14 protein-coding genes are annotated in these 19,870 nt (G+C 68.8%); 10 read left to right on the top strand and 4 right to left on the bottom strand.

Annotated elements, in window-relative coordinates; genetic code table 11:
- Nucleotides 1-44 precede the first annotated feature (44 nt).
- The 9 genes from OG709_RS28740 (at nt 45) to OG709_RS28780 (ending at nt 11,687) form a co-directional block, all read left to right on the top strand.
- Entirely contained in the window at nt 45-968 is a 924-nt protein-coding gene (locus tag OG709_RS28740) for a carbohydrate ABC transporter permease (protein WP_250305678.1), read from the top strand.
- A 1-nt stretch (nt 969) separates the two neighbouring features.
- A complete protein-coding gene (locus OG709_RS28745) occupies nt 970-1,896 on the top strand; it encodes a carbohydrate ABC transporter permease (RefSeq protein ID WP_250305677.1) in 927 nt (308 codons plus the stop codon).
- 241 nt (nt 1,897-2,137) lie between these two features.
- Nucleotides 2,138-3,337 (top strand): ROK family transcriptional regulator, encoded by a 1,200-nt coding sequence (locus tag OG709_RS28750; protein WP_266640221.1) that lies wholly within the window; start codon nt 2,138-2,140, stop codon nt 3,335-3,337.
- Nucleotides 3,338-3,469: 132 nt separating this feature from the next.
- Nucleotides 3,470-4,579 carry an ABC transporter substrate-binding protein gene (locus tag OG709_RS28755; protein ID WP_266644848.1) on the top strand — a complete coding sequence of 370 codons (1,110 nt, stop codon included), beginning with the start codon at nt 3,470-3,472 and terminating at the stop codon, nt 4,577-4,579.
- A 159-nt stretch (nt 4,580-4,738) separates the two neighbouring features.
- Nucleotides 4,739-5,527 (top strand): ATP-binding cassette domain-containing protein, encoded by a 789-nt coding sequence (locus OG709_RS28760; protein ID WP_250305675.1) that lies wholly within the window; start codon nt 4,739-4,741, stop codon nt 5,525-5,527.
- Entirely contained in the window at nt 5,524-6,810 is a 1,287-nt protein-coding gene (locus OG709_RS28765; RefSeq protein ID WP_250305674.1) for a sugar ABC transporter permease, read from the top strand. The genes OG709_RS28760 and OG709_RS28765 overlap by 4 nt, the downstream gene beginning before the upstream one ends.
- A gap of 175 nt (nt 6,811-6,985) precedes the next feature.
- The gene (dxs, locus tag OG709_RS28770; RefSeq protein ID WP_250305673.1) at nt 6,986-8,905 is read left to right on the top strand and encodes a 1-deoxy-D-xylulose-5-phosphate synthase; all 1,920 of its coding nucleotides are present in this window, start codon (nt 6,986-6,988) and stop codon (nt 8,903-8,905) included.
- 159 nt (nt 8,906-9,064) lie between these two features.
- On the top strand, nt 9,065-10,543 hold the full coding sequence (locus tag OG709_RS28775) for an amino acid permease (RefSeq protein WP_250305672.1): 1,479 nt from the start codon (nt 9,065-9,067) through the stop codon (nt 10,541-10,543).
- 97 nt (nt 10,544-10,640) lie between these two features.
- A complete protein-coding gene (locus OG709_RS28780) occupies nt 10,641-11,687 on the top strand; it encodes a hypothetical protein (protein WP_266640219.1) in 1,047 nt (348 codons plus the stop codon).
- A gap of 238 nt (nt 11,688-11,925) precedes the next feature.
- Here the strand turns inward: OG709_RS28780 and OG709_RS28785 are convergent, their stop codons facing one another.
- Nucleotides 11,926-13,017 carry an LCP family protein gene (locus tag OG709_RS28785; RefSeq protein ID WP_250305670.1) on the bottom strand — a complete coding sequence of 364 codons (1,092 nt, stop codon included), beginning with the start codon at nt 13,015-13,017 and terminating at the stop codon, nt 11,926-11,928.
- Between the two features lie 275 nt (nt 13,018-13,292).
- Here OG709_RS28785 and OG709_RS28790 point away from each other — a divergent pair, with 275 nt between their 5' ends.
- Nucleotides 13,293-14,450, top strand: a complete 1,158-nt coding sequence (locus OG709_RS28790; protein ID WP_266640217.1) for a hypothetical protein — start codon at nt 13,293-13,295, stop codon at nt 14,448-14,450.
- 74 nt (nt 14,451-14,524) lie between these two features.
- Here OG709_RS28790 and OG709_RS28795 read toward each other — a convergent pair whose 3' ends face one another.
- From OG709_RS28795 to OG709_RS28805, 3 genes are read right to left on the bottom strand one after another with little or no spacing between them, the layout of a single operon-like run.
- Nucleotides 14,525-16,123 carry a glycosyltransferase family 2 protein gene (locus OG709_RS28795; RefSeq protein ID WP_329168112.1) on the bottom strand — a complete coding sequence of 533 codons (1,599 nt, stop codon included), beginning with the start codon at nt 16,121-16,123 and terminating at the stop codon, nt 14,525-14,527.
- Complete coding sequence (locus tag OG709_RS28800; protein ID WP_329168113.1) at nt 16,120-17,571, bottom strand: bifunctional cytidylyltransferase/SDR family oxidoreductase; 1,452 nt, start codon at nt 17,569-17,571, stop codon at nt 16,120-16,122. The genes OG709_RS28795 and OG709_RS28800 overlap by 4 nt, the downstream gene beginning before the upstream one ends.
- A gap of 41 nt (nt 17,572-17,612) precedes the next feature.
- Nucleotides 17,613-19,607, bottom strand: coding sequence for a hypothetical protein (locus OG709_RS28805; RefSeq protein ID WP_250305666.1), 1,995 nt, complete (start codon nt 19,605-19,607; stop codon nt 17,613-17,615).
- Between the last annotated feature and the right edge of the window lie 263 nt (nt 19,608-19,870).

The raw sequence follows: 19,870 nt of genomic DNA on the forward strand, positions 1-19,870 counted from the left end.
CGTCACCAGCGGCGGCACCCGCCGGAAGATCGGGGTCGGTAACCATGCAACAAGGTAAGTACCGGTTCATTGTGGGATTCTTGATAGTCCCACTGGCGTTGTATGCAATCTTCGTCATATGGCCGTTCATTCAGTCGATCTATTACTCGTTCACCGACTGGACCGGCCTGAGCCCGGACTTCAAGATGGTGGGCTTCGACAACTACAGCCGGATGCTCCAGGACCCGACATTCTGGAAATCCCTGGAACACAGTGTGCTGTTCGTGTTGTTGCTGCCGCTGGTGACGCTCGGCCTCGCGCTGTTCTTCGCCTTCATGCTGAATGTGGGTGGCAAGCGCCGTAAGGGCGTATCCATCGGGGGCGTACGCGGTTCCGGGTTCTACAAGATCGCGTACTTCTTCCCGCAGGTGCTGTCGATCGCAATCGTCGCCCTGCTCTTCAGGTTCATCTACAACCCCGACGGGGGCATTCTCAACGGCGCCCTGGACGCGGTCGGTCTCGACAGCATTCAGCCGGACTGGCTCGGAGACCCTAAGCTGGCCCTCTGGTGCATCTTCGCCGTACTCGTCTGGTCCCAGGTCGGCTTCTTCGTGGTGCTGTTCTCCGCGGGAATGGCATCCATTCCGAAGGACTTCTACGAAGCGGCGCTGCTGGACGGCGCGAGCCGGGTCACGACCTTCTTCCGGATCACGCTTCCGCTGCTCTGGGACACCGTGCAGTCGGGCTGGGTGTACATGGGCATCCTGTCCCTCGGCGCCGAGGCGTTCGCCGCGGTGAACATCATGAGTGTGGGCCCGGGTGGCCCCGCCCAATCGACCACCGTGCTGCCGCTGTTCGTCTACCAGACGGCGTTCCGCGACGGCCAGGCCGGATACGCGACAACGATCGGCGTCGCCCTCCTCGTGCTCACCCTGGTGTTCTCCGCCATCGTGATGCGACTGGGCCGGCGCGAGCGGCTGGAGTTCTGAGATGAAGACCACTGACACCCCTCCGGCCGAGGTCGCCGAGGACCCGACGCCGGCCCGGCTCACCAAGCCCGCGGCGGCTCCGGCGAAGAAGAAGGGCGAGAGCGGCGGCGGCACGCTCAACGTCTTCTCGCACGGCGTGCTCATCATCTGGGCGGTCCTGGTCGTCGTTCCGCTGCTGTGGGCGGTGATGTCGTCGTTCAAGAACGACCACGACATCCTCGCCGAGCCGTGGAAGCTGCCCGACCGGCTGCACTTCGAGAACTGGTCCCGTGCCTGGGGCCAGGCGCACATGGGTCAGTACTTCGGGCACACCATCGTGGTCGTCGGCGGCTCGCTCATCGGCACCCTGCTGCTCGGCTCCATGGCGGCCTACGTGCTGGCGCGCTTCGACTTCCCGGGGAACAGGTTCATCTACTTCCTGTTCGTCGGAGGGATGAGCTTCCCGATCATCCTGGCGCTGGTGCCGTTGTTCTTCGTCATGAACAACATGAGTCTGCTGAACACGACCCAGGGCCTGATCCTGGTCTACATCGCCTACTCGCTGCCGTTCACCGTCTTCTTCCTCACCTCGTTCTTCCGGACGCTGCCGGGAGAAGTGGCCGAGGCGGCGACGCTCGACGGCGCCTCGCACACCCGGACCTTCTTCCAGGTGATGCTGCCGATGGCCAAGCCCGGCCTGATCAGCGTGGGTATCTTCAACTTCCTGGGCCAGTGGAACCAGTACCTGCTTCCGACGGTGCTGAACACCGACCCGAAGCAGCGGGTCCTCGCCCAGGGATTGGTCGAGCTGGCCACCAGCCAGGGGTACAAGGGCGACTACTCCGGCCTCTTCGCCGGACTGGTGATGGCGATGCTGCCGGTCCTGGCGGCGTACATCATCTTCCAGCGGCAGGTCGTCGCCGGTCTGACCGCGGGGGCGCTCAAGTAGGGCCTCCTGTTCCGCTGTTCACCCGAACCGCCCGACAGCATCCGCTGTCGGGCGGTTCGTCTGTTCTGCCCGCCGGGCCGGCTGCTCATCTGTCTCTCCCCTTGCTCAAGGTCTTGACGGGGGGGAGGCCAAAAGAGTCAGCTTAGGGTTCACATGTTGGAGATATGGCGGGCCCTGACAGGGGTGTCCCGCACGGGGGCGGCCGTCGCGCCGTCCACCAATGGCAGGAGTGGATGAGTCGATGGAGACTCCGGGGTCGCAGACGTCTCTGCACCGGGCCAACCTTGAGCGGGTCGTACGCGCGGTGCGTATGGCGGGCTCGCTCACCCAGGCGGAGATCGCCCGCAGTACGGGGCTCTCGGCAGCCACGGTTTCCAATATCGTTCGCGAACTGAAGGACGGCGGCACGGTCGAGGTCACCCCGACCTCGGCGGGCGGCCGACGGGCCCGCAGCGTCTCGCTCAGCGGTTCGGCGGGCATCGTCATAGGGGTCGACTTCGGCCACACGCATCTGCGCGTCGCGGTCGGCAACCTGGCTCACCAGGTCCTCGCCGAGGAGTCCGAACCGCTCGATGTGGACGCCTCGTCGGCCGAAGGCTTCGGGCGGGCCGAGGAGTTGGTGAACCGGCTGATCGCGGCGACCGGCATCGGCGCGGACAAGGTCGTGGGCGTGGGGCTCGGGGTGCCGGGACCGATCGACGTCGAGTCGGGCACGCTCGGCTCCACCTCGATCCTGCCGGGCTGGTCGGGCATCAACCCGAGCGACGAACTCGCGGCCCGGCTCGGCGTGCCCGTGTACGTCGACAACGACGCCAATCTGGGTGCACTCGGCGAGCTGGTGTGGGGGAGCGGTCGCGGGGTCAGGGACCTCGCGTACATCAAGGTCGCCAGCGGCGTCGGAGCCGGTCTGGTGATCGACGGGCAGATCTACCGCGGCCCCGGTGGCACCGCGGGCGAGATCGGGCACATCACGCTCGACGAGTCCGGCCCGGTGTGCCGTTGCGGCAACCGGGGGTGCCTGGAGACCTTCACGGCCGCCCGGTACGTCCTGCCGCTCCTCGAGTCCAGCCACGGCACCGGTCTGACCATCGAGCGGGTCGTCCAGCTCGCGCGCGGCGGCGACCCGGGCTGCCGCAGGGTGATCGCGGACGTCGGCCGGCACATCGGCAGCGGCGTCGCCAATCTCTGCAACCTGCTCAACCCGAGCAGGGTGGTGCTCGGCGGCGACCTCGCGGAGGCCGGTGAGCTGGTGCTCGGCCCGATCAGGGAGTCCGTCGGCCGGTACGCGATCCCCAGCGCCGCCCGCCAACTCTCCGTGCTTCCAGGGGCATTGGGCGGCCGGGCCGAGGTGCTGGGCGCGCTCGCGCTGGTCCTCAGTGAAATGGGCGATTCAAGTCTTTTGGACAGCACGATGCCCACAGGGACGCCTGTCTTCACTTAGAGAAGGAATGACACCGTTGCCATCTCGTTAAGGATTTACTCCTTGACGCTGGCCTGACAGCCGAGTTGACTCCAGGCACCTCGGCCGCAATGTCGCGGCCTCGTCAGGGAGGTTTCTGAAGTGAACACGCAGATGCGTCGTGCCGCCGTGGCCGTGGCCGTCACCGCGATGGCTGTCTCTCTCGCCGCTTGTGGCAGTGCCAAGGAGTCCGGCGGGAACAAGGACAAGCCGGCCGGGAACTCCGCGAAGAAGGGCGACGCCCTCAACATCGGGCTGCTCCTTCCGGAGAACCAGACCGCCCGCTACGAGAAGTTCGACAAGCCGTTGATCGAGAAGAAGGTCGACGAACTGACCCACGGCAAGGGCAAGATCACTTACGTCAATGCCAAGCAGCAGCCGGACACGCAGAGCCAGCAGATGGACGCCATGGTGACCAACCGGGTGGACGCCATCATCGTGGACGCCGTCGACTACAAGTCGATCGCGGCCTCGGTGAAGAAGGCCAAGGAGGCGGGTATCCCCGTCGTCGCCTTCGACCGCCTCGCCCAGGGCCCCATCGACGCCTACGTCTCGTTCGACAACGTGACCGTCGGCAAGACGCAGGGCGAGGCGCTGCTCGCGGCGCTCGGCACCAAGGCCAAGTCCGGCAAGATCGTCATGATGAACGGCTCCTCCACCGACCCGAACGCCGCCGACTTCAAGAAGGGCGCTCACTCCGTCCTCGACGGCAAGGTGAACATCGGCAAGGAGTACGACACCAAGGAGTGGAAGCCGGAGAACGCCAACTCCAACATGGAGGGCGCGATCACGGCCCTCGGCAAGAAGAACGTCATCGGCGTCTACTCCGCCAACGACGGCATGGCCGGCGGCATCATCACCGCCCTGAAGGCCGCCGGTATCTCGCCGATCCCGCCGGTCACCGGGCAGGACGCCGAACTCGCCGGTGTGCAGCGCATCGTGGCCGGGACGCAGTACATGAGCGTCTACAAGCCGTACATCCAGGAGGGTCCGATCGCCGCCGAGATGGCTGTCGCGCTCGCCAAGGGCCAGAAGCTCGACTCGATCGCCAAGACCACGGTCGACACCGTCAGCGTCAAGGGCATCCCCTCGGTGATCCTCCCGGTCGTCTCGCTGACCAAGGCGAACATCACCGACACCGTCATCAAGGACGGCATCTACAAGGTCAGCGAGATCTGCACCCCGGCCTACAAGGCTGCGTGCGACAAGCTGGGTCTGAAGTAACTCCCCTGCTCCGCAAGGGATTCGTGACCCACTGAAGCCTGTCCGGCGCCTTGCCCCACCAACGTCCCGCTAACGGGGCGGGCGCCGGGCGGAACACCCTGCTCAGCCACCGCGCTCTCATGGCAGCGTGGCATCCCCGCCGGTCAGGCGGCGAAGGAGATGGTTCAAGTGTCCGCTACGCCCGTGCTGGCGTTGCGTGGGGTCTCCAAGCGATTCGGTGCCGTCCAGGCGCTCACCGATGTAGAGCTTGAGGCCCACGGCGGTGAAGTACTCGCCCTGGTGGGCGACAACGGAGCCGGGAAGTCCACGCTGGTCAAGACGATCGCCGGGGTGCACCCCATCGATGACGGCGTCATCGAGTGGGAGGGCAGGGCGGTACAGATCAACCGCCCGCACGACGCCCAGCACCTGGGCATCGCGACCGTCTACCAGGACCTCTCGCTCTGCGACAACATCGATGTCGTCGGCAACCTCTACCTCGGCCGGGAACTGCGCAAGCGCGGCATCCTCGACGAGGTCGAAATGGAGCGCAGGTCACGGGAGTTGCTGACCACGCTCTCGATCCGCATCCCCAGTGTCCGCATCCCGATCGCCTCGCTCTCCGGCGGACAGCGCCAGACCGTCGCCATCGCGCGTTCCATGCTGGGCGAGCCGAAGCTCGTCATCCTCGACGAGCCCACGGCGGCCCTCGGCGTGGAGCAGACCGCGCAGGTGCTCGACCTGGTCGAGCGGCTCCGTGAGCGCGGCCACGCGGTGCTGCTCATCAGCCACAACATGGCGGACGTCAAGGCGGTCGCCGACAAGGTCGCGGTGCTCCGCCTCGGCCGCAACAACGGTGTCTTCGACGTGAAGACCACCTCGCAGGAAGAAATCATCGCCGCCATCACGGGCGCCACGGACAACGCCGTGACCCGTCGTGCGTCGCGCAGTGTGGAGGTTCAGAAGTGAGCATCGACAAGACCTCCACCGCGTCCGGCCCGGCGGACGCCCAGGCGGCGGCCCCGGCCGCGGTGACCACGGTCGACCCCCGGCTGCTGGTGCGCGAGCAGGGCTTCGCCGGTTACCTCTCCGAGTTCAAGCGCAAGATACGCGCGGGCGACCTCGGCTCCATCCCGGTGATCGTCGGCCTGATCGTCATCGCCGCGGTCTTCCAGAGCGTGAACTCGCGCTTCCTCACCGCGGGCAACCTGACCGACATCTCGGTGACCATGGTCGGTACCGGCATGATCGCCGTCGGTATCGTCTTCGTCCTGCTGCTCGGTGAGATCGACCTCTCGGTCGGCTCGGTCAGCGGCGTGGCCAGCGCGGCCTTCGCCGTGCTGAACGTCACACACGGGATGAACCAGTGGCTGGCGCTGCTGCTGTCCATCCTCACCGGCACGGTCGCCGGTGCGATCCACGGCTTCTTCTTCGCCCGCATCGGCGTCCCGGCGTTCGCCGTGACCCTGGCCGGTCTGCTGTTCTGGAACGGCTTCATGCTCCAGATCCTCGGCGACAACGGCACGATCAACCTGCCCGGTGACGGCCCCATCGCCAACATCACCGGCTACTACTTCGCCGACGTGGCCGTCGCGTACGGCTTCGCCCTGCTCGGCGTGGTGGTCTTCTTCCTCTCGTCGTTCCTCGACGCCCGGCGCCGCGAGGCCGCAGGGGTGCCGTCCCGGCCGCTCAGCGAGATCCTGCTGCGCACCGGGGCGCTGGCGGTCGTGGCCTTCGCGGTGGCGTACATGTACAACCAGTACAAGGGCATGCCGCTCGCCGTCATGATCTTCCTGGTGGTCCTGGTCGGCACGGACTTCCTGCTCCGCCGCACCACGTACGGCCGCAAGATCTTCGCGCTCGGCGGATCCGTCGAGGCGTCCCGTCGTGCCGGTATCAACGTCACGATGATCCGGATCTCGGTCTTCGCCGTCGCCGGTACGTTCGCCGCGATCGGCGGGCTCTTCCTCGCCTCCAAGATCGCCACCGCCAACCAGGGCGCCGGCAGTGGTGACCTGCTGATGAACGCGATCGCCGCCGCCGTCATCGGTGGCACCAGCCTCTTCGGTGGCCGTGGCCGTACCTGGAACGCGCTGCTCGGCGTGCTGGTGATCGTCTCGATCCAGTACGGCCTGTCGCTGGAGGGCATCGCCTCACCCATCCAGTACATGATCACCGGTGGCGTCCTGCTGGCCACCGTCGTGATCGACGCGGTGACCCGCAAGACCCAGAAGTCCGCAGGCCGCGCATAGTGCAGACGCGACAGGCGCCCGGCCCGGAAGCGTTCCGGTGCCGGGCGTCCGTGCGTACTACTACTCCGAACGGGTGACGTAGAACGCACCGCCCGATGCCGACCGCCCCGGATGGAACATTAGACTCAGCAGACCTGGCAAAGCTCGATCACAGTTCGAACGCAAGGAGGCACGGGTGGCGCTGCTGACCCGCATCACGGGACCGCGCGATCTGGACCGGCTGGGCCCGGAGCAGCTGGAACAGCTGGCCGGAGAGATCCGGACCTTCCTCGTCGACGCCGTGTCCAAGACCGGTGGCCATCTCGGCCCGAACCTGGGTGTCGTCGAGCTGACGATCGCCCTGCACCGCGTCTTCGATTCCCCCAAGGACCGGGTGCTCTTCGACACCGGTCACCAGAGCTATGTGCACAAGCTGCTCACCGGCCGTCAGGACTTCTCGAAGCTCAAAGGCAAGGGCGGCCTGTCCGGCTACCCCTCGCGAGCCGAGTCCGACCACGACATCATCGAGAATTCGCACGCCTCGACGGTTCTCGGCTGGGCCGACGGCCTCGCCAAGGCCAACGAGATCCTCAAGAAGGACGACCATGTCGTCGCGGTGATCGGTGACGGCGCGCTGACCGGCGGAATGGCCTGGGAGGCGCTGAACAACATCGCCGCCGCCAAGGACCGCCCGCTGGTGATCGTCGTCAACGACAACGAGCGCTCCTACGCGCCCACCATCGGCGGGATGGCCAATCACCTGGCCACGCTCCGCACGACCGACGGCTACGAGCGTTTCCTGGCCCGCGGCAAGGACCTCCTGGGGCGCACCCCCGTCGTCGGGAAGCCGCTGTACGAGACGCTGCACGGCGCGAAGAAGGGCCTCAAGGACTTCATCGCCCCGCAGGGCATGTTCGAGGACCTCGGCCTGAAGTACGTGGGCCCGATCGACGGTCACGACATCGAGGCACTGGAGTCCGCGCTGGAGCGGGCCAAGGGCTTCGGCGGACCGGTCATCGTGCACTGCATCACCGAGAAGGGCCGTGGCTACAAGCCCGCAGAGCAGGACGAGGCCGACCACTTCCACGGCATCGGTCCGATCCACCCCGACACCGGTCTGCCCATCGCCGCGGCAGGCCTGGACTGGACCTCGGTCTTCGGCGAGGAGATGGTCAAACTCGGCCACGAGCGCTCCGACATCGTCGCGATCACTGCGGCCATGCTCCAGCCGCTCGGCCTGGAGAAGTTCGAGAAGGCATTCCCGGACCGGGTGTACGACGTCGGGATCGCCGAGCAGCACGCCGCGGTGTCCGCCGCCGGTCTCGCGACCGGCGGACTGCACCCGGTCTTCGCCGTCTACGCGACCTTCCTCAACCGCGCCTTCGACCAGGTGCTGATGGATGTGGCCCTGCACAAGTGCGGTGTCACCTTCGTCCTGGACCGGGCCGGTGTCACCGGCACGGACGGTGCCTCGCACAACGGCATGTGGGACATGTCCATCCTCCAGTGCGTCCCCACCCTGCGGATCGCCGCGCCCCGCGACGCCGAGCAGGTCCGCGCCCAGCTGCGCGAGGCCGTCCAGGTCGAGGACGCGCCGACCGTCGTGCGCTACTCCAAGGGCGTGGTCGGCCCGGCCGTCCCCGCCGTGGGCAAGATCGGCGGCATGGATGTGCTGCGCAAGGCCGGTACGGACCGGCCGGACGTCCTGCTGGTCTCCATCGGCGCGCTGGCCCCGATGTGCCTGGAGATCGCCGAACTGCTCAACAAGCAGGGCATCACGACGACGGTCGTCGACCCGCGCTGGGTGAAGCCCGTCGACGAGGCACTCGCCCCGCTCGCCGAGCAGCACCGGGTGGTCGTCACGGTCGAGGACAACAGCCGTGCCGGAGGCGTCGGTTCGGCCGTTGCCCAGGCCCTGCGGGACGCCGGGGTCGACGTACCGCTGCGGGACTTCGGTATCCCGCCGCGCTTCCTCGACCACGCGTCCCGCAAGGAGGTCATGGCCGAGATCGGGCTGACCGCCCCGGACATCGCCCGCCAGGTCACCGGCCTGGTGGCGAAGATCGACGGCCGTTACGAGAGCGAGTCCGCCGCCGCGGAGCCCGCCCGCGACTGATCACACGGCACAGCAGCACCTCGCGCCACCGATGAGCCGGTGGGACCAAGCCTGTACGGGTGGTCCCACCGGCTCATTCGTGTGAAAAAGGCTCGCTGCCGGGTACACGGACACACGCGCTCCTGATCATGCAAGGACGACAAGCGTGGAGGTACGCCCGTGAGCAGCAGTCTCTTCCGGACGAAATCCGTGGAGCAGTCCATCCAGGACACGGAGGAACCGGAGCACACGCTCAAGAAGTCGCTGTCCGCGCTCGATCTGACGGTCTTCGGCGTCGGTGTCGTGATCGGTACGGGCATCTTCGTACTGACCGGCCTGATCGCCAAACAGACCGCGGGCCCCGCCGTGGCACTGTCCTTCGTCGTGGCCGGTGTCGTCTGCGCTCTCGCGGCCCTCTGTTACGCGGAGTTCGCGTCGACGGTCCCGGTGGCGGGCTCCGCGTACACCTTCTCGTACGCCTCGCTCGGGGAGCTGCCTGCCTGGATCATCGGCTGGGACCTCATCCTCGAACTGGCCCTGGGCTGTGCGGTGGTGGCCGTCGGCTGGTCCGGATACATGCGCTCGCTGATGGACACCGCGGGGCTGAACCTGCCCCGGTTCCTGACCGGGACGCACGGCGGGAAGTTCGGCTTCGATCTGCTGGCGGCCCTCCTCGTGCTCGTGCTGACCGGCATTCTGGTCGCCGGTATGAAGCTCTCCTCGCGGGTGACGACGATCGTGGTCGCCATCAAGGTCACCGTCGTCCTGCTGGTGATCGTCGTGGGCGCCTTCTACATCACCGGCTCCAACTACCACCCCTTCATCCCGCCCTCCGTGCACAGCTCGGGTGACAGCGGCCTCAAGGCCCCGCTGGTCCAGCTGATGTTCGGGTTCACGCCCGGTTCCTTCGGCGTGATGGGCATCTTCACCGCCGCCGCGGTCGTCTTCTTCGCCTTCATCGGCTTCGACATCGTCGCCACCGCGGCCGAGGAGACCCGCAACCCGCAGCGGGACGTACCGCGCGGCATCCTCGGTTCGCTGATCATCTGCACCGTGCTGTACGTGGCCGTCTCGATCGTCGTCACCGGTATGCAGAAGTACACCCAACTGTCCACCGACGCCCCGCTCGCCGATGCCTTCAAGGCGGTCGGACACCCCTTCTGGGCGGGCCTGATCAGTTTCGGGGCGGCCGTCGGACTCACCTCCGTCTGCATGATCCTGCTGCTCGGCCAGAGCCGGGTCTTCTTCGCCATGAGCCGGGACGGGCTACTGCCGCAGTTCTTCTCCCGGGTGCACCCGAAGTTCGGTACGCCCTACCGCTCCACGATCCTGCTCGGCGTGATCGTCGCGGTGGTCGCGGGCTTCACCTCGATCAACGAACTCGCCGAACTGGTCAACATCGGGACGCTGTTCGCCTTCGTCACGGTCGCCGCCGGGGTCATGATCCTGCGCAGGAAGCGCCCGGACCTGCCGCGTGCGTTCCGGACACCGCTGGTGCCGCTGGTGCCGATCCTGTCGATGCTGGCCTCGTTCTGGCTGATGCTGAATCTGCCCGCCGAGACCTGGCTGCGGTTCGGTATCTGGATGGTGATCGGCGCGGTCGTGTACTTCGCGTACGGGCGCGGGAACAGCCGGATGGAACAGCGCGGGGCACGGTAGGCCGCGGTGGAGGGGCCGGGTGCTATCGGCCCTCACCAGCCAGAATGTTATTCTCGGCCAGAAGTATGACCGGTTGAGGGAAGGCTGGCAGCCAGCCATGTCGTCGCGTTCCGTACAGGCCACAGGTCCGGCCACGAGCTGCTGGCTGCTGCGGGGCAAGGACGGCAGCCTCAGCGCGTACGCCCCCGCGGACGGCGGCTTTCTGCGCTGGACCGAGCAGCAGCCGGGCGGCCCCGACTGGTCCGGGCCGGACTTCGTCGCGGCCCCCGATCTCACCCACATGACCCTGGCACAGGGCCCGGACGGCTATGTCCATCTGCTGGCCCGGCGCGACGGCGCCCGCGGGGTCGAGGTGATGCATACGACGCAGTACCAGACGGGCCGTCCGTTCGGACCGTGGCACTCCCTCGGGACCCCCTACAAGGACGCCGACCGCGCCCGCAGGACCGGCGCCCCGGCGGCGGTGGTCGGCGCCGACGGCCGGGTCCATGTCTTCGTGCGCAACGCGGGCCGCGGCCTGACCATGCGCCGGCAGGGCAAGTCCGGCAAGTGGGAGGGGTGGAAGGACCTGAAGGGCAGCCGGCTGCTGGACGGGACGCCCGCCGCGGTCGCCCCGGCCGACCACGTCGAGGTGCTGGCGCCCGCGGAGAAGCAGGTGCTGCACTGGGCCCAGGAGGAGCCGGGCGGCGACTTCACCGTGGGGGACCCGGTCTCCGCCACCCCGGCTGCGGGGTCCGCCACCGGGGTGTGCACGGCGGAAGGCCGTGCCACGTACTACTGGTGCGACTCCGGCGGCGCCGGGGTGATGGGCCACCGTGCGGGCGCCGAACCCCTGGAGCTGGGCGGGGCGCCGGACGGCGGGCCGGTGGCCGTGCTGCGTACCGGTGTCGAAGGGTACGACTGCACGGTGCTGGCCTACCGGGGCCGCAACGGCCGTCCGGCCATCGCCGCCTGCCCCACCGAGGGTGAGGCGGACGGGCTGTGGTGGACGGAGACCGGCGAGGCCTCGCTCGGCGCACCTGCCCTCGCCGTGGACGCGGCGGGCCGGGTGGTTCTCGCGGTGATCGCCGTGGACGGCACGCTGCGGGTGGCGCGGCAGAAGGCGGAACCGGGGCTGGCACTCGCGGCCTGGACCCAGGCCTGACCGGCTGATTCCGCACCGGTCGGGACGGTCCGGGGAGCCCGCTTGATCCGGGCGGTCCGGGGAATCCCGGCGGCTCGGAGATTCCGGACGGTCCGGGGAGTCCCGGCGCTGTGAGATTCCGGACGGACCGGGGAGTCCCGGCGGCTCGGAAATTCCGGTCGGTCCGGTCGGTCCAGTCAGTCCGCACGGACCGGGCGGCGGTACGGCCGCAGGGCCACGCCGCCGCCCGGAAACCAGGTCAGCCGCCGTGGGCCGGGGACTTCTTGGCCGAGGCCGGTACCGCCGTGTCGGTGCGAATCGCCTTCCACAACTGCGTGGCCTGCGGCTCGGCCGCCACCACCCGGTTGGGGTCGACCTTGTCGTACGACACCGGGAGCATGATCGTCTCCATGGTGTCCGGGTTGACGCCCTTCATGCTGCGGGCGAACTGGGCCAGCGAGGTCAGGGAGGCCAGCTGCGAGTCGGTGGTCAGCGACTTCGTCGCGGAGTTGGCGATCTTGTACGTCTTGGTGGGGCTGCTCAGCATGTCCTGCTTCTGCACCTCGCCGAGCAGGTCGAGCAGGAACTGCTGCTGGAGCCCGATCCGGCCGAGGTCGCTGCCGTCCCCGATGCCGTGCCTGGTCCGTACGAAGGCCAGCGACTGGGTGCCGTCCAGCTTCTGCGGACCGGCTTTGAGGTCGAGGCCGCTCGCCCCGTCGTGGATGTCCTCGGGGACATTGACCGTGACCCCGCCGATCGCGTCGACCAGGCCCTTGAAGCCCGCGAAGTCGATCTCCATGTAGTGGTCGATCCGGACCGCGGACATCTTCTCCACGGTCTTCACCACACAGGCCGGACCGACCTGCGAGTAGACCGAGTTGAACATCACCCGGTTCGCGCTCTGCACCGTGGACCCGTCCGACTTGGTGCACTCCGGTCGGGTCACCAGGGTGTCGCGCGGGATGCTCACCGCGGTCGCCCTGGACCGTCCCTCGGGTATGTGGATCACCAGCGCGGTGTCGGAACGGGCGCCGCTGACGTCGCCGCCCGCGATCTTGCCGTTCGCCCCGGCGCGCGAGTCGGAACCGAGCACCAGCAGGTTCTGTCCGCTGGTGGGCAGCTTCTCGGGGCGGTCCTTGCCGAGGGCCCTGTTGATGTCGACACCCTTGATGTTGCCGTCGAGGTTGCTGTACAGCCACCAGACGGTGCCGCCCGCGGCGAGCAGCAGGACGACCAGGGTGAGCAGGATGATCTTCAGGGGGCTTCGCTTCTTGGTCCTGCCGCGCTTGGGTGCGCGACGGGACGGTGCGGGCCGGTCGCCGGGTGGTGTGGTGTCTTGCTGGTACGTCACTGCTCGTCGGGCCCTTCCGTCGGAACGCTTTGGATTGCGCGCGAGGGGAATCGGGCGGTCGAGGGGTACCGGCCCAGCTGTCAGCCTCGGGTCTCAGCGAATAATAGACAAACCTTTCGATCGGTGGGAATTCAGAGGTTGTTTGGTGAACAAACCGTGACCGGTATGACAAACTCCTGAGCTGTAGACGTGTGTTCCGTGCTCCCGAGTGCACCGCTGAGTACCCGCGAACGCCGCACAGGACATGTGGAGCCACGGAAGGGCGGCACGGAGTCGTGAACCGGGACAGGAGCGGCAGCAGGGCAGCGGAGTCCGGCGGAGGCAGGAGGCGGGGGGCCGGTGCCGACGCGGCGCCCGCCCCGCACGGTCCGGCGCGGTCCGTACCGGCGGGCAGTTGGCTCTTCAAGGGGCACGACGGACGGCTGACGGCGTACGCCCCGGCCCGGGACGGGCTGCACCGCTGGACGGAGCCGCCGTCGGGCCAAGGCCCCTGGCCGGGACCGGACTTGATCGGTACCCCCGGCTGGTGCGGCCGGGTCGACATGGCGCAGACCAGTGAGGGGTACGTGCACTTCGCCGCGCTCCGGCAGCTGGGCACGGGCGCGCCCGAGGTCGCCTTCGCCACGCAGTTCCAGACCGGACGCGGGGTGACGGACTGGCGGAGCCTGGGCGTCCCGACCGCCCCCGACGGCCCGGCCGGCGACCCCCTGGTCGCCGGGCCGGTCATCGTCGCCAACCAGGTCTCCGGCACGGTCCATGTGATCGTCTCGCTGCGTACCGGCGGGATCCTGCGGCGCAGCCGTAACGCCGCGGGCGCCTGGGGCGGTTGGAAGACCGTGTCGCCCGATCCGTACACCGGTGACCTCACCGCCGTCATGCCCAGGGGCGGCAAGCTGGAGATCCTCGGCGTGGGCCCCGACCGGGTGGACCGCTGGGTCGGTGTCGAGAAGGGCCGGTTCGAGTTGTGGGACCGGATCGGCACCCCGGTCGCGGGCGCCACCCCGACAGCCCTGGAGACGGGCCCCAAGCGGGCCACGTACTTCTGGCGCTACCCCGGGGACTCCTCCCTCGTGGCCTGGCGCCCGCAGGGGCGCGGGGCGCAGGACAACGGTCTGCTGACGGCCGGGGGAGCCGGGGGCAGCGGGCGGCCGGGCGTCGCCCGCGCGCGCGTCGGCGACTTCGACTGCACGGTGCTCGCCCAGACCGGTGCGCACGGTGGCATCGAGGTCACCGCGTACGTCACGGAGAACGAGGGGTACGGCACCTGGTGGGCCCCCCTGGGCGGGGAGGAAGCCCACGCGCCGCAGGTGGCCGTGGACGGCGCGGGCCGCATCGTGGTCGCCGCCCTCGACGGGCAGGGGCGGATCCTGCTGGCACGTCAGGACAGCGGTGGGCAGGGTCTGGCGTTCGGGCCGTGGAGCCGGGTGGGCTGACCGGCCACCCGGACCGCCCGGTCTGTCCCCGAGCCCGGGGACGGACCGGGCGGTCCGTCCCCGGACAGGGCCGTTCACCGCGCCACGGGCAGCGGACGCCGCTCGGCGAGCTGGAGCGAGAGGTCACCTTCGGGCGTGTAGAAGAGGGTGGCGGCCAGTTCGTGGTCCGGGGAGTGCGGCGAGGGCGCGACGACCACCGGCAGCCGGCCGGTGACGTCCACGTCGGCGGAGCGCTTGCGGCCCAGCCGTACCTCTTGGGTGACGCCCTCGAAACTCACCGACAGCCAGACCTCCCAGACACCAGGGGCGGGTGGCTGCCCGCCGCAGAGCCCGGCCAGGTCGGCGCGGGCCGAGAAACGCCCCATGGCCCGGCTCTTCCCCTTGGCGTTGACCAGCTCCTCGTCCCGGCGCGCGGTCACCGGGACCCGCGCCTCGGCCCCCGTCACCGGCTCGCGGAACACCACATGAGTGGCCCGGTCGCGCGTGGAGAGCTGCTCGAAGAAGGCGAACCCGTCGAGGCACAGGACCGCGTCCGCCCACCGGAGCCGGGTCAGCCGGTGGGTCACCGTCATCCTGTCCGTGATGTCGAACAACGCGTCGGGCAGCGGCGTCCTCGGGTCCCGGAAGAACGGCAGAGTCGTGTAGACCCGGCCGTTCTCCACCGTCTTCTTCGGCGCGGGCGGCTTCTGCGCCTCGTACCCGGCCATCTGCTCGGCCTCGGCGAACCGGCCGGACGACAGGAGCGCCAGACGGACGGCCAGCGGCCGGGCGAGGAGCGCCAGCGCCCCCGGGGTGAGCCGGGCGCGCAGCACGTCCGACGCGGCCCGCGCGATCCGCTCCCGCTCCGCCGGATCGTCCGTGGCGAGCAGCAGCGGGCCGGTGGCTCGTCCCAGTTCGGCCTCCAGATGGCGGGAGAGCAGCCGGTCCTGCTCCGGCCCGGCCGGTACGAGTGCGGTGACCAGCGCCATCATCCGGGCGGCCAGCGCCACCCGCTGTACCGGTGTCACCGGGGCCGCGGCCGACGGCCCCTTGAGCACACAGGTGCGGTCCGCCACCACGGCGATGTTCCGAGCGGCGACATAGGCCGCCGCGGTGAAGGCCTGGTCGTCACCGATGACCATGTCGGTGGGGAACTGCAGCCCGCACCGCCGCACCAGGGCGGTCCGGAACAGCTTGTCCGGGGTGAGTGACCAGTAGACCCGCGAGCGGTAGAGGTCGGCGTGGTCCTGGTCCGTCCGGAACATCGACGTCGCCACCGAGTGCCGCCCGGTGCTCTCCGGTTTGCCGAGCACCACATCGGCCTCGCTGCGGTCAGCCGCCGCGACCATCCGGTCGAGGGCGTCGTGCGCCAGCCGGTCCGCGCCCTCCAGGAAGATGACGTACCGTCCCGTCGCGCGGCTCAGACCGAGGTTGCGGGCCGCCGCGGGCCCCATGCCCCGGGGCTGCTGACCGGTACGGAGCCGTCCGGGGAAGGTCCGGGTGGCGCGGGCGAGCAGGGGACCGCTGTCGTCGAGCGAACCGTCGTCGATCGCGATCACCTCCAGCCGGTGGGCGCCGATCGTCTGCCGGGCGAGCGAGTCGAGGCACGCAGGGAGGGTGGCGGCGTGGTCGCTCGCCCGCACGACGACCGTGACGTCCGGGAGGTCACCGGCGTGCGCCGGCCCGGCGTTCACCAGGCCCGCCCGTCGGCTCCGGCCGTCGGGTCCTGCCGGCGTACGTCGATGACATGGCCCGTCATCCCGGAGAGCAGCACGTCCAGCGAACTGCGGGCGACCGACTCCGAGGTGAGCAGCGAACCCTCGGGTTCCTGGCCGAAGGCCCTGGTGCGCATGGGGGTAGCGGTGCGTTCCGGGTTGACGCAGTTGACCCGCACCCCGTCGGCCGCCCATTCGTCGGCGAGCGCCTGGGTCAGATTGACCATGGCGGCCTTGGTCGAGGAGTAGAGGCTGTACTCGGCCCGCCCGCGCGTGTAGCTGCTGGAGGTGAACAGCAGTAGTTGTCCGCGCGATTCGCTGAGGTACTTGAACGCGGTGCGGGCGATGTTCACCGGCGCGAGGTAGTTGACCTCGAACGCCTCGCGGACGGCGTCGTCGCCGGTCTCGTCGAGCCGGCCGATGCGCAGGACCCCGGCGGTGTTCACCACGTAGTCGATGCGCCCGGTCTCGGCGTAGGCGCGCGCGAACGCGTCGTCGACCTGGTCGGGCCGCTCGACATGGGTGCCCGTGGTGGAGCGGCCCAGCGCGTGGACCCGGGCACCGTACCCCTCGGCGAGCCGGGCGATGTCGGCGCCGATGCCGTAGGAGCCGCCGAAGACCAGCAGGGTCCTGCCCGCCAGGCGCTCCCGGTAGAACTCCTCGCTGCCCTCGTCGGGGGTGGTCGAGGTGGCCAGCTGGAAGAGCTTGTCGGCGATGAACACGTCGACGGGGTCGGTGACCTTCGTATTGGACTCGTCGCCCCGCACCACATGGACGGGGACGTCCGGCAGATAGGTCAGCACGACCGCGCAGTCGTCGGTCGCGTGGAAGGCCGGGTCGGCCGCGGCCAGTTCGTGGGCCCGGCGGATGGTCGAGAGCCGGAAGCCCTGCGGGGTCTGTCCGCGACGCAGCCGTGAACGGTCGGGGATCGCGGTCACGAACTCCCCGTCACCGCCGTGGGTACGGGTGACGACGACCGTGTCCGACGAGGGGATCGCGACGTCGACGGCCCGGTAGCGGTCCAGCGCCCCGACGCACTCCTTGATCACGCGCTGCGAGACCAGCGGGCGCACCGCGTCGTGGAGCAGCAGGTTGCAGTCCTCGCCCGCGGTGGGAAGCGCTCCGGCCGCCTCGATCGCGAGGCGCGTCGTCGCACTGCGCGTCGCGCCGCCCGCCACGACCTTCACCACCTTGCGCAGCCCGGCCCGCGCGACGATCCGCTCGGCCGCCGCGGTGTGGTCGGGGGCCATCATGACGAGTACGTCGTCGACGTCGGGAGCGTTCTCGAAGGCCCACAGGGTGTGTTCGAGGATCGACTTCCCCGCGATCTTCAGTAACTGCTTGGGGATCGACAGTCCGACCCGCTCCCCGGTGCCACCGGCGAGGACGACAGCGACGGTGCGACGGCGTGATGCGTGCTGGGACAAGGGTTCCTGCCTCCTGCTGGGTGACCGGGGTGTGCGGGTCGTTACGCCATGAGCTGCGGCACTTCCGGGTACTCGACCGGGAAGTCCTGGAGCCCCCGGGCGTAGAGACTGTTCGCCGCGTCGTTGAACCGCACGATGGACGGCGGGTAGTCGGGGCCGAGCAGATACTCCTTCAGCTGCTCGCGGTACGGCGCCATCACGTCGCGTTCCGGGAAGAGCAGCGCGTGCAGCGCTTCGTCGAGGCCGTTGCACTCCGCGTCGAGGAGGTAGGACGCGTACGCGGTGCGCTGCTCGTTCCTGAACTCGTCGTCAGGGAGACCGTCCAGGTTGAAGATCGCGTACGGCTTGCGGGTCGCCACGAAGTCCGAGACCACACTGGACATGTCACCGATCAGCAGGTCGGAGTGGTTGAAGCACTCGTACAGCGACGGCACCCGCTCGGTCACCACATGGTGTGCCTCGTCCGGGATGGCGCTCCAGTACAGGGCGCCCGCCTGGTTGCGGCTGCGGCGGATGCGCGCGGTGCGCTCCTCCTCGGTGAGATCGGGGAACTTGGACCGGACGCCGCGCTCCGACAGCTGCGCGATGCGCTGGTCGATACGGGCCAGCTTGCGGGCCGAACTCCTGGAGTCCATGAGCTTGCGGCCGAACCGCTCGGCGTTGTCCGCCTGCAGCAGAGAGATGATGCGCCGGTGCGCCGCCGCGGCGGCGGGGGAGCGGGTGCCGGTCAGCGGGTGCGGTTTGTAGATGACCCGGATCTGCCGCTCGTGCGCGAGCAGGGTGCGGACCAGCTTCTCACCGGCCGGAATGACCGAGGTGTAGCAGGCGTCGTCGGTCCAGCCCTCCCAGGTGGGGGCGTAGACCACGGTGGGGATCTTGTTGCTGACCGCGCCCGTCCACCGGTGCAGGGGCATCAGCTGAGGACGTCCCACCTCGACGATCTCGTGGGCGTTGACGGCGTGCTTGATGCGTTCGTAGCGGTCGCGTCCGGCCCGTCCGGCCACCCAGATCTCGTCGAAGACCTTGCTGACGCGGTTGCTGCTGGCCAGCTTGTCGCTGTCGCCGTGCCCGATGAACACGTGCTTCACCTCGGCCCGCTGGAGCATGTGGACGTTCTTGCCCGCGTTGCCCGGGTACAGCGTCACCCGCAGCTCGGGCATCTCCACGCGCGCCAGGTACTCGGCCTTGGGCAGACAGATCACCGGGACCGAAGTGGCGTCCAGGAACCGCAGAGTGGCCCGCTCGCGCAGCACGATGATCGGCCGCAGATCCAGCGATTCCAGCGACTCCAGCCACATGTTCACCTGGTACATGAAGTCACGGGAGACCGCGGCGAAGGTGAAGTAGAGGGCGACCTGCGGCCGGTAGACGGTGAGCTGACGGTTCAGTTCGTCGATGGCCTCGTCGGCGGAGGGCAGGACGAGTGCGTTCCGCGCACCGGGCATGACGACGAGCAGTGCCACACAGGCGACCCAGACGGTGATGATTCCGCCGAAGCTCACGTACCGCCAGTCGTCGGTGGCCATCGTGGCCAGCGCACCGCCCACCAGCGGGAGATCGAGGTGCAGCATCTTGCGGACATGCTTGGACATCAGGAACGGATGGGGCATGCGCCGGATGTCCAGCGCGTCCAGATCGAGGCCGCGGGTGGTGAAGGGCAGGGCGGCCCTGGTGCTGCGCACATGCTTCAGCACACCGCCGTACGCCAGTTGGAGAACGAAGAGCAGCAGCAGCCCCACCGTGGTGATCTTCACGACGAACGAGTCGATGTCGGCGATCGAGCCGCACAGCGCCAGCAGCAGGAACTGCCGGATCAGGAACCGCATGGTGAGGCCGAACCGTGAGTCCCTCAGCCGGTCCAGCGTCGACGACTGGGCGGTGTGCAGGAGCAGGTCCGCCAGATAGCTGACGGCCGCGGCGCCCACGAAGAGCGGCAGTGACGGGATCACCACGGCCGCCATCATGGCCACGAAGGAGGCCACCAGCGCGGTCGATATGAGAATCCCCAGCAGAGCCTGACGGTGTTGCTTGCCCATGGCCGGTGAGGCCCTCCTTCGACGCGGCGTCGTGCGATGCCCGGCGTTCGGCCGGCGTTGGGGGGGGTGTCGTGCTGGTGGTGCGGGGCCTCATCACATCGGCGGCTGCGCACGGTTGGGGCGGGCAGGCAGCGAAAGCTGTGGGGAATGTGTGAAGTACCCGGTGCATCTTAGTCATTGATGTGCTCTTGAGTGAACTTTCAATGAGAGAAAAGTGAAATCCTCCGCATCTGGATGCGCAACAGTTATGCGGTCATTGCTGG

The sequence above is a fragment of the Streptomyces sp. NBC_01267 genome (assembly GCF_036241575.1).
Classification (GTDB): Bacteria; Actinomycetota; Actinomycetes; order Streptomycetales; family Streptomycetaceae; genus Streptomyces.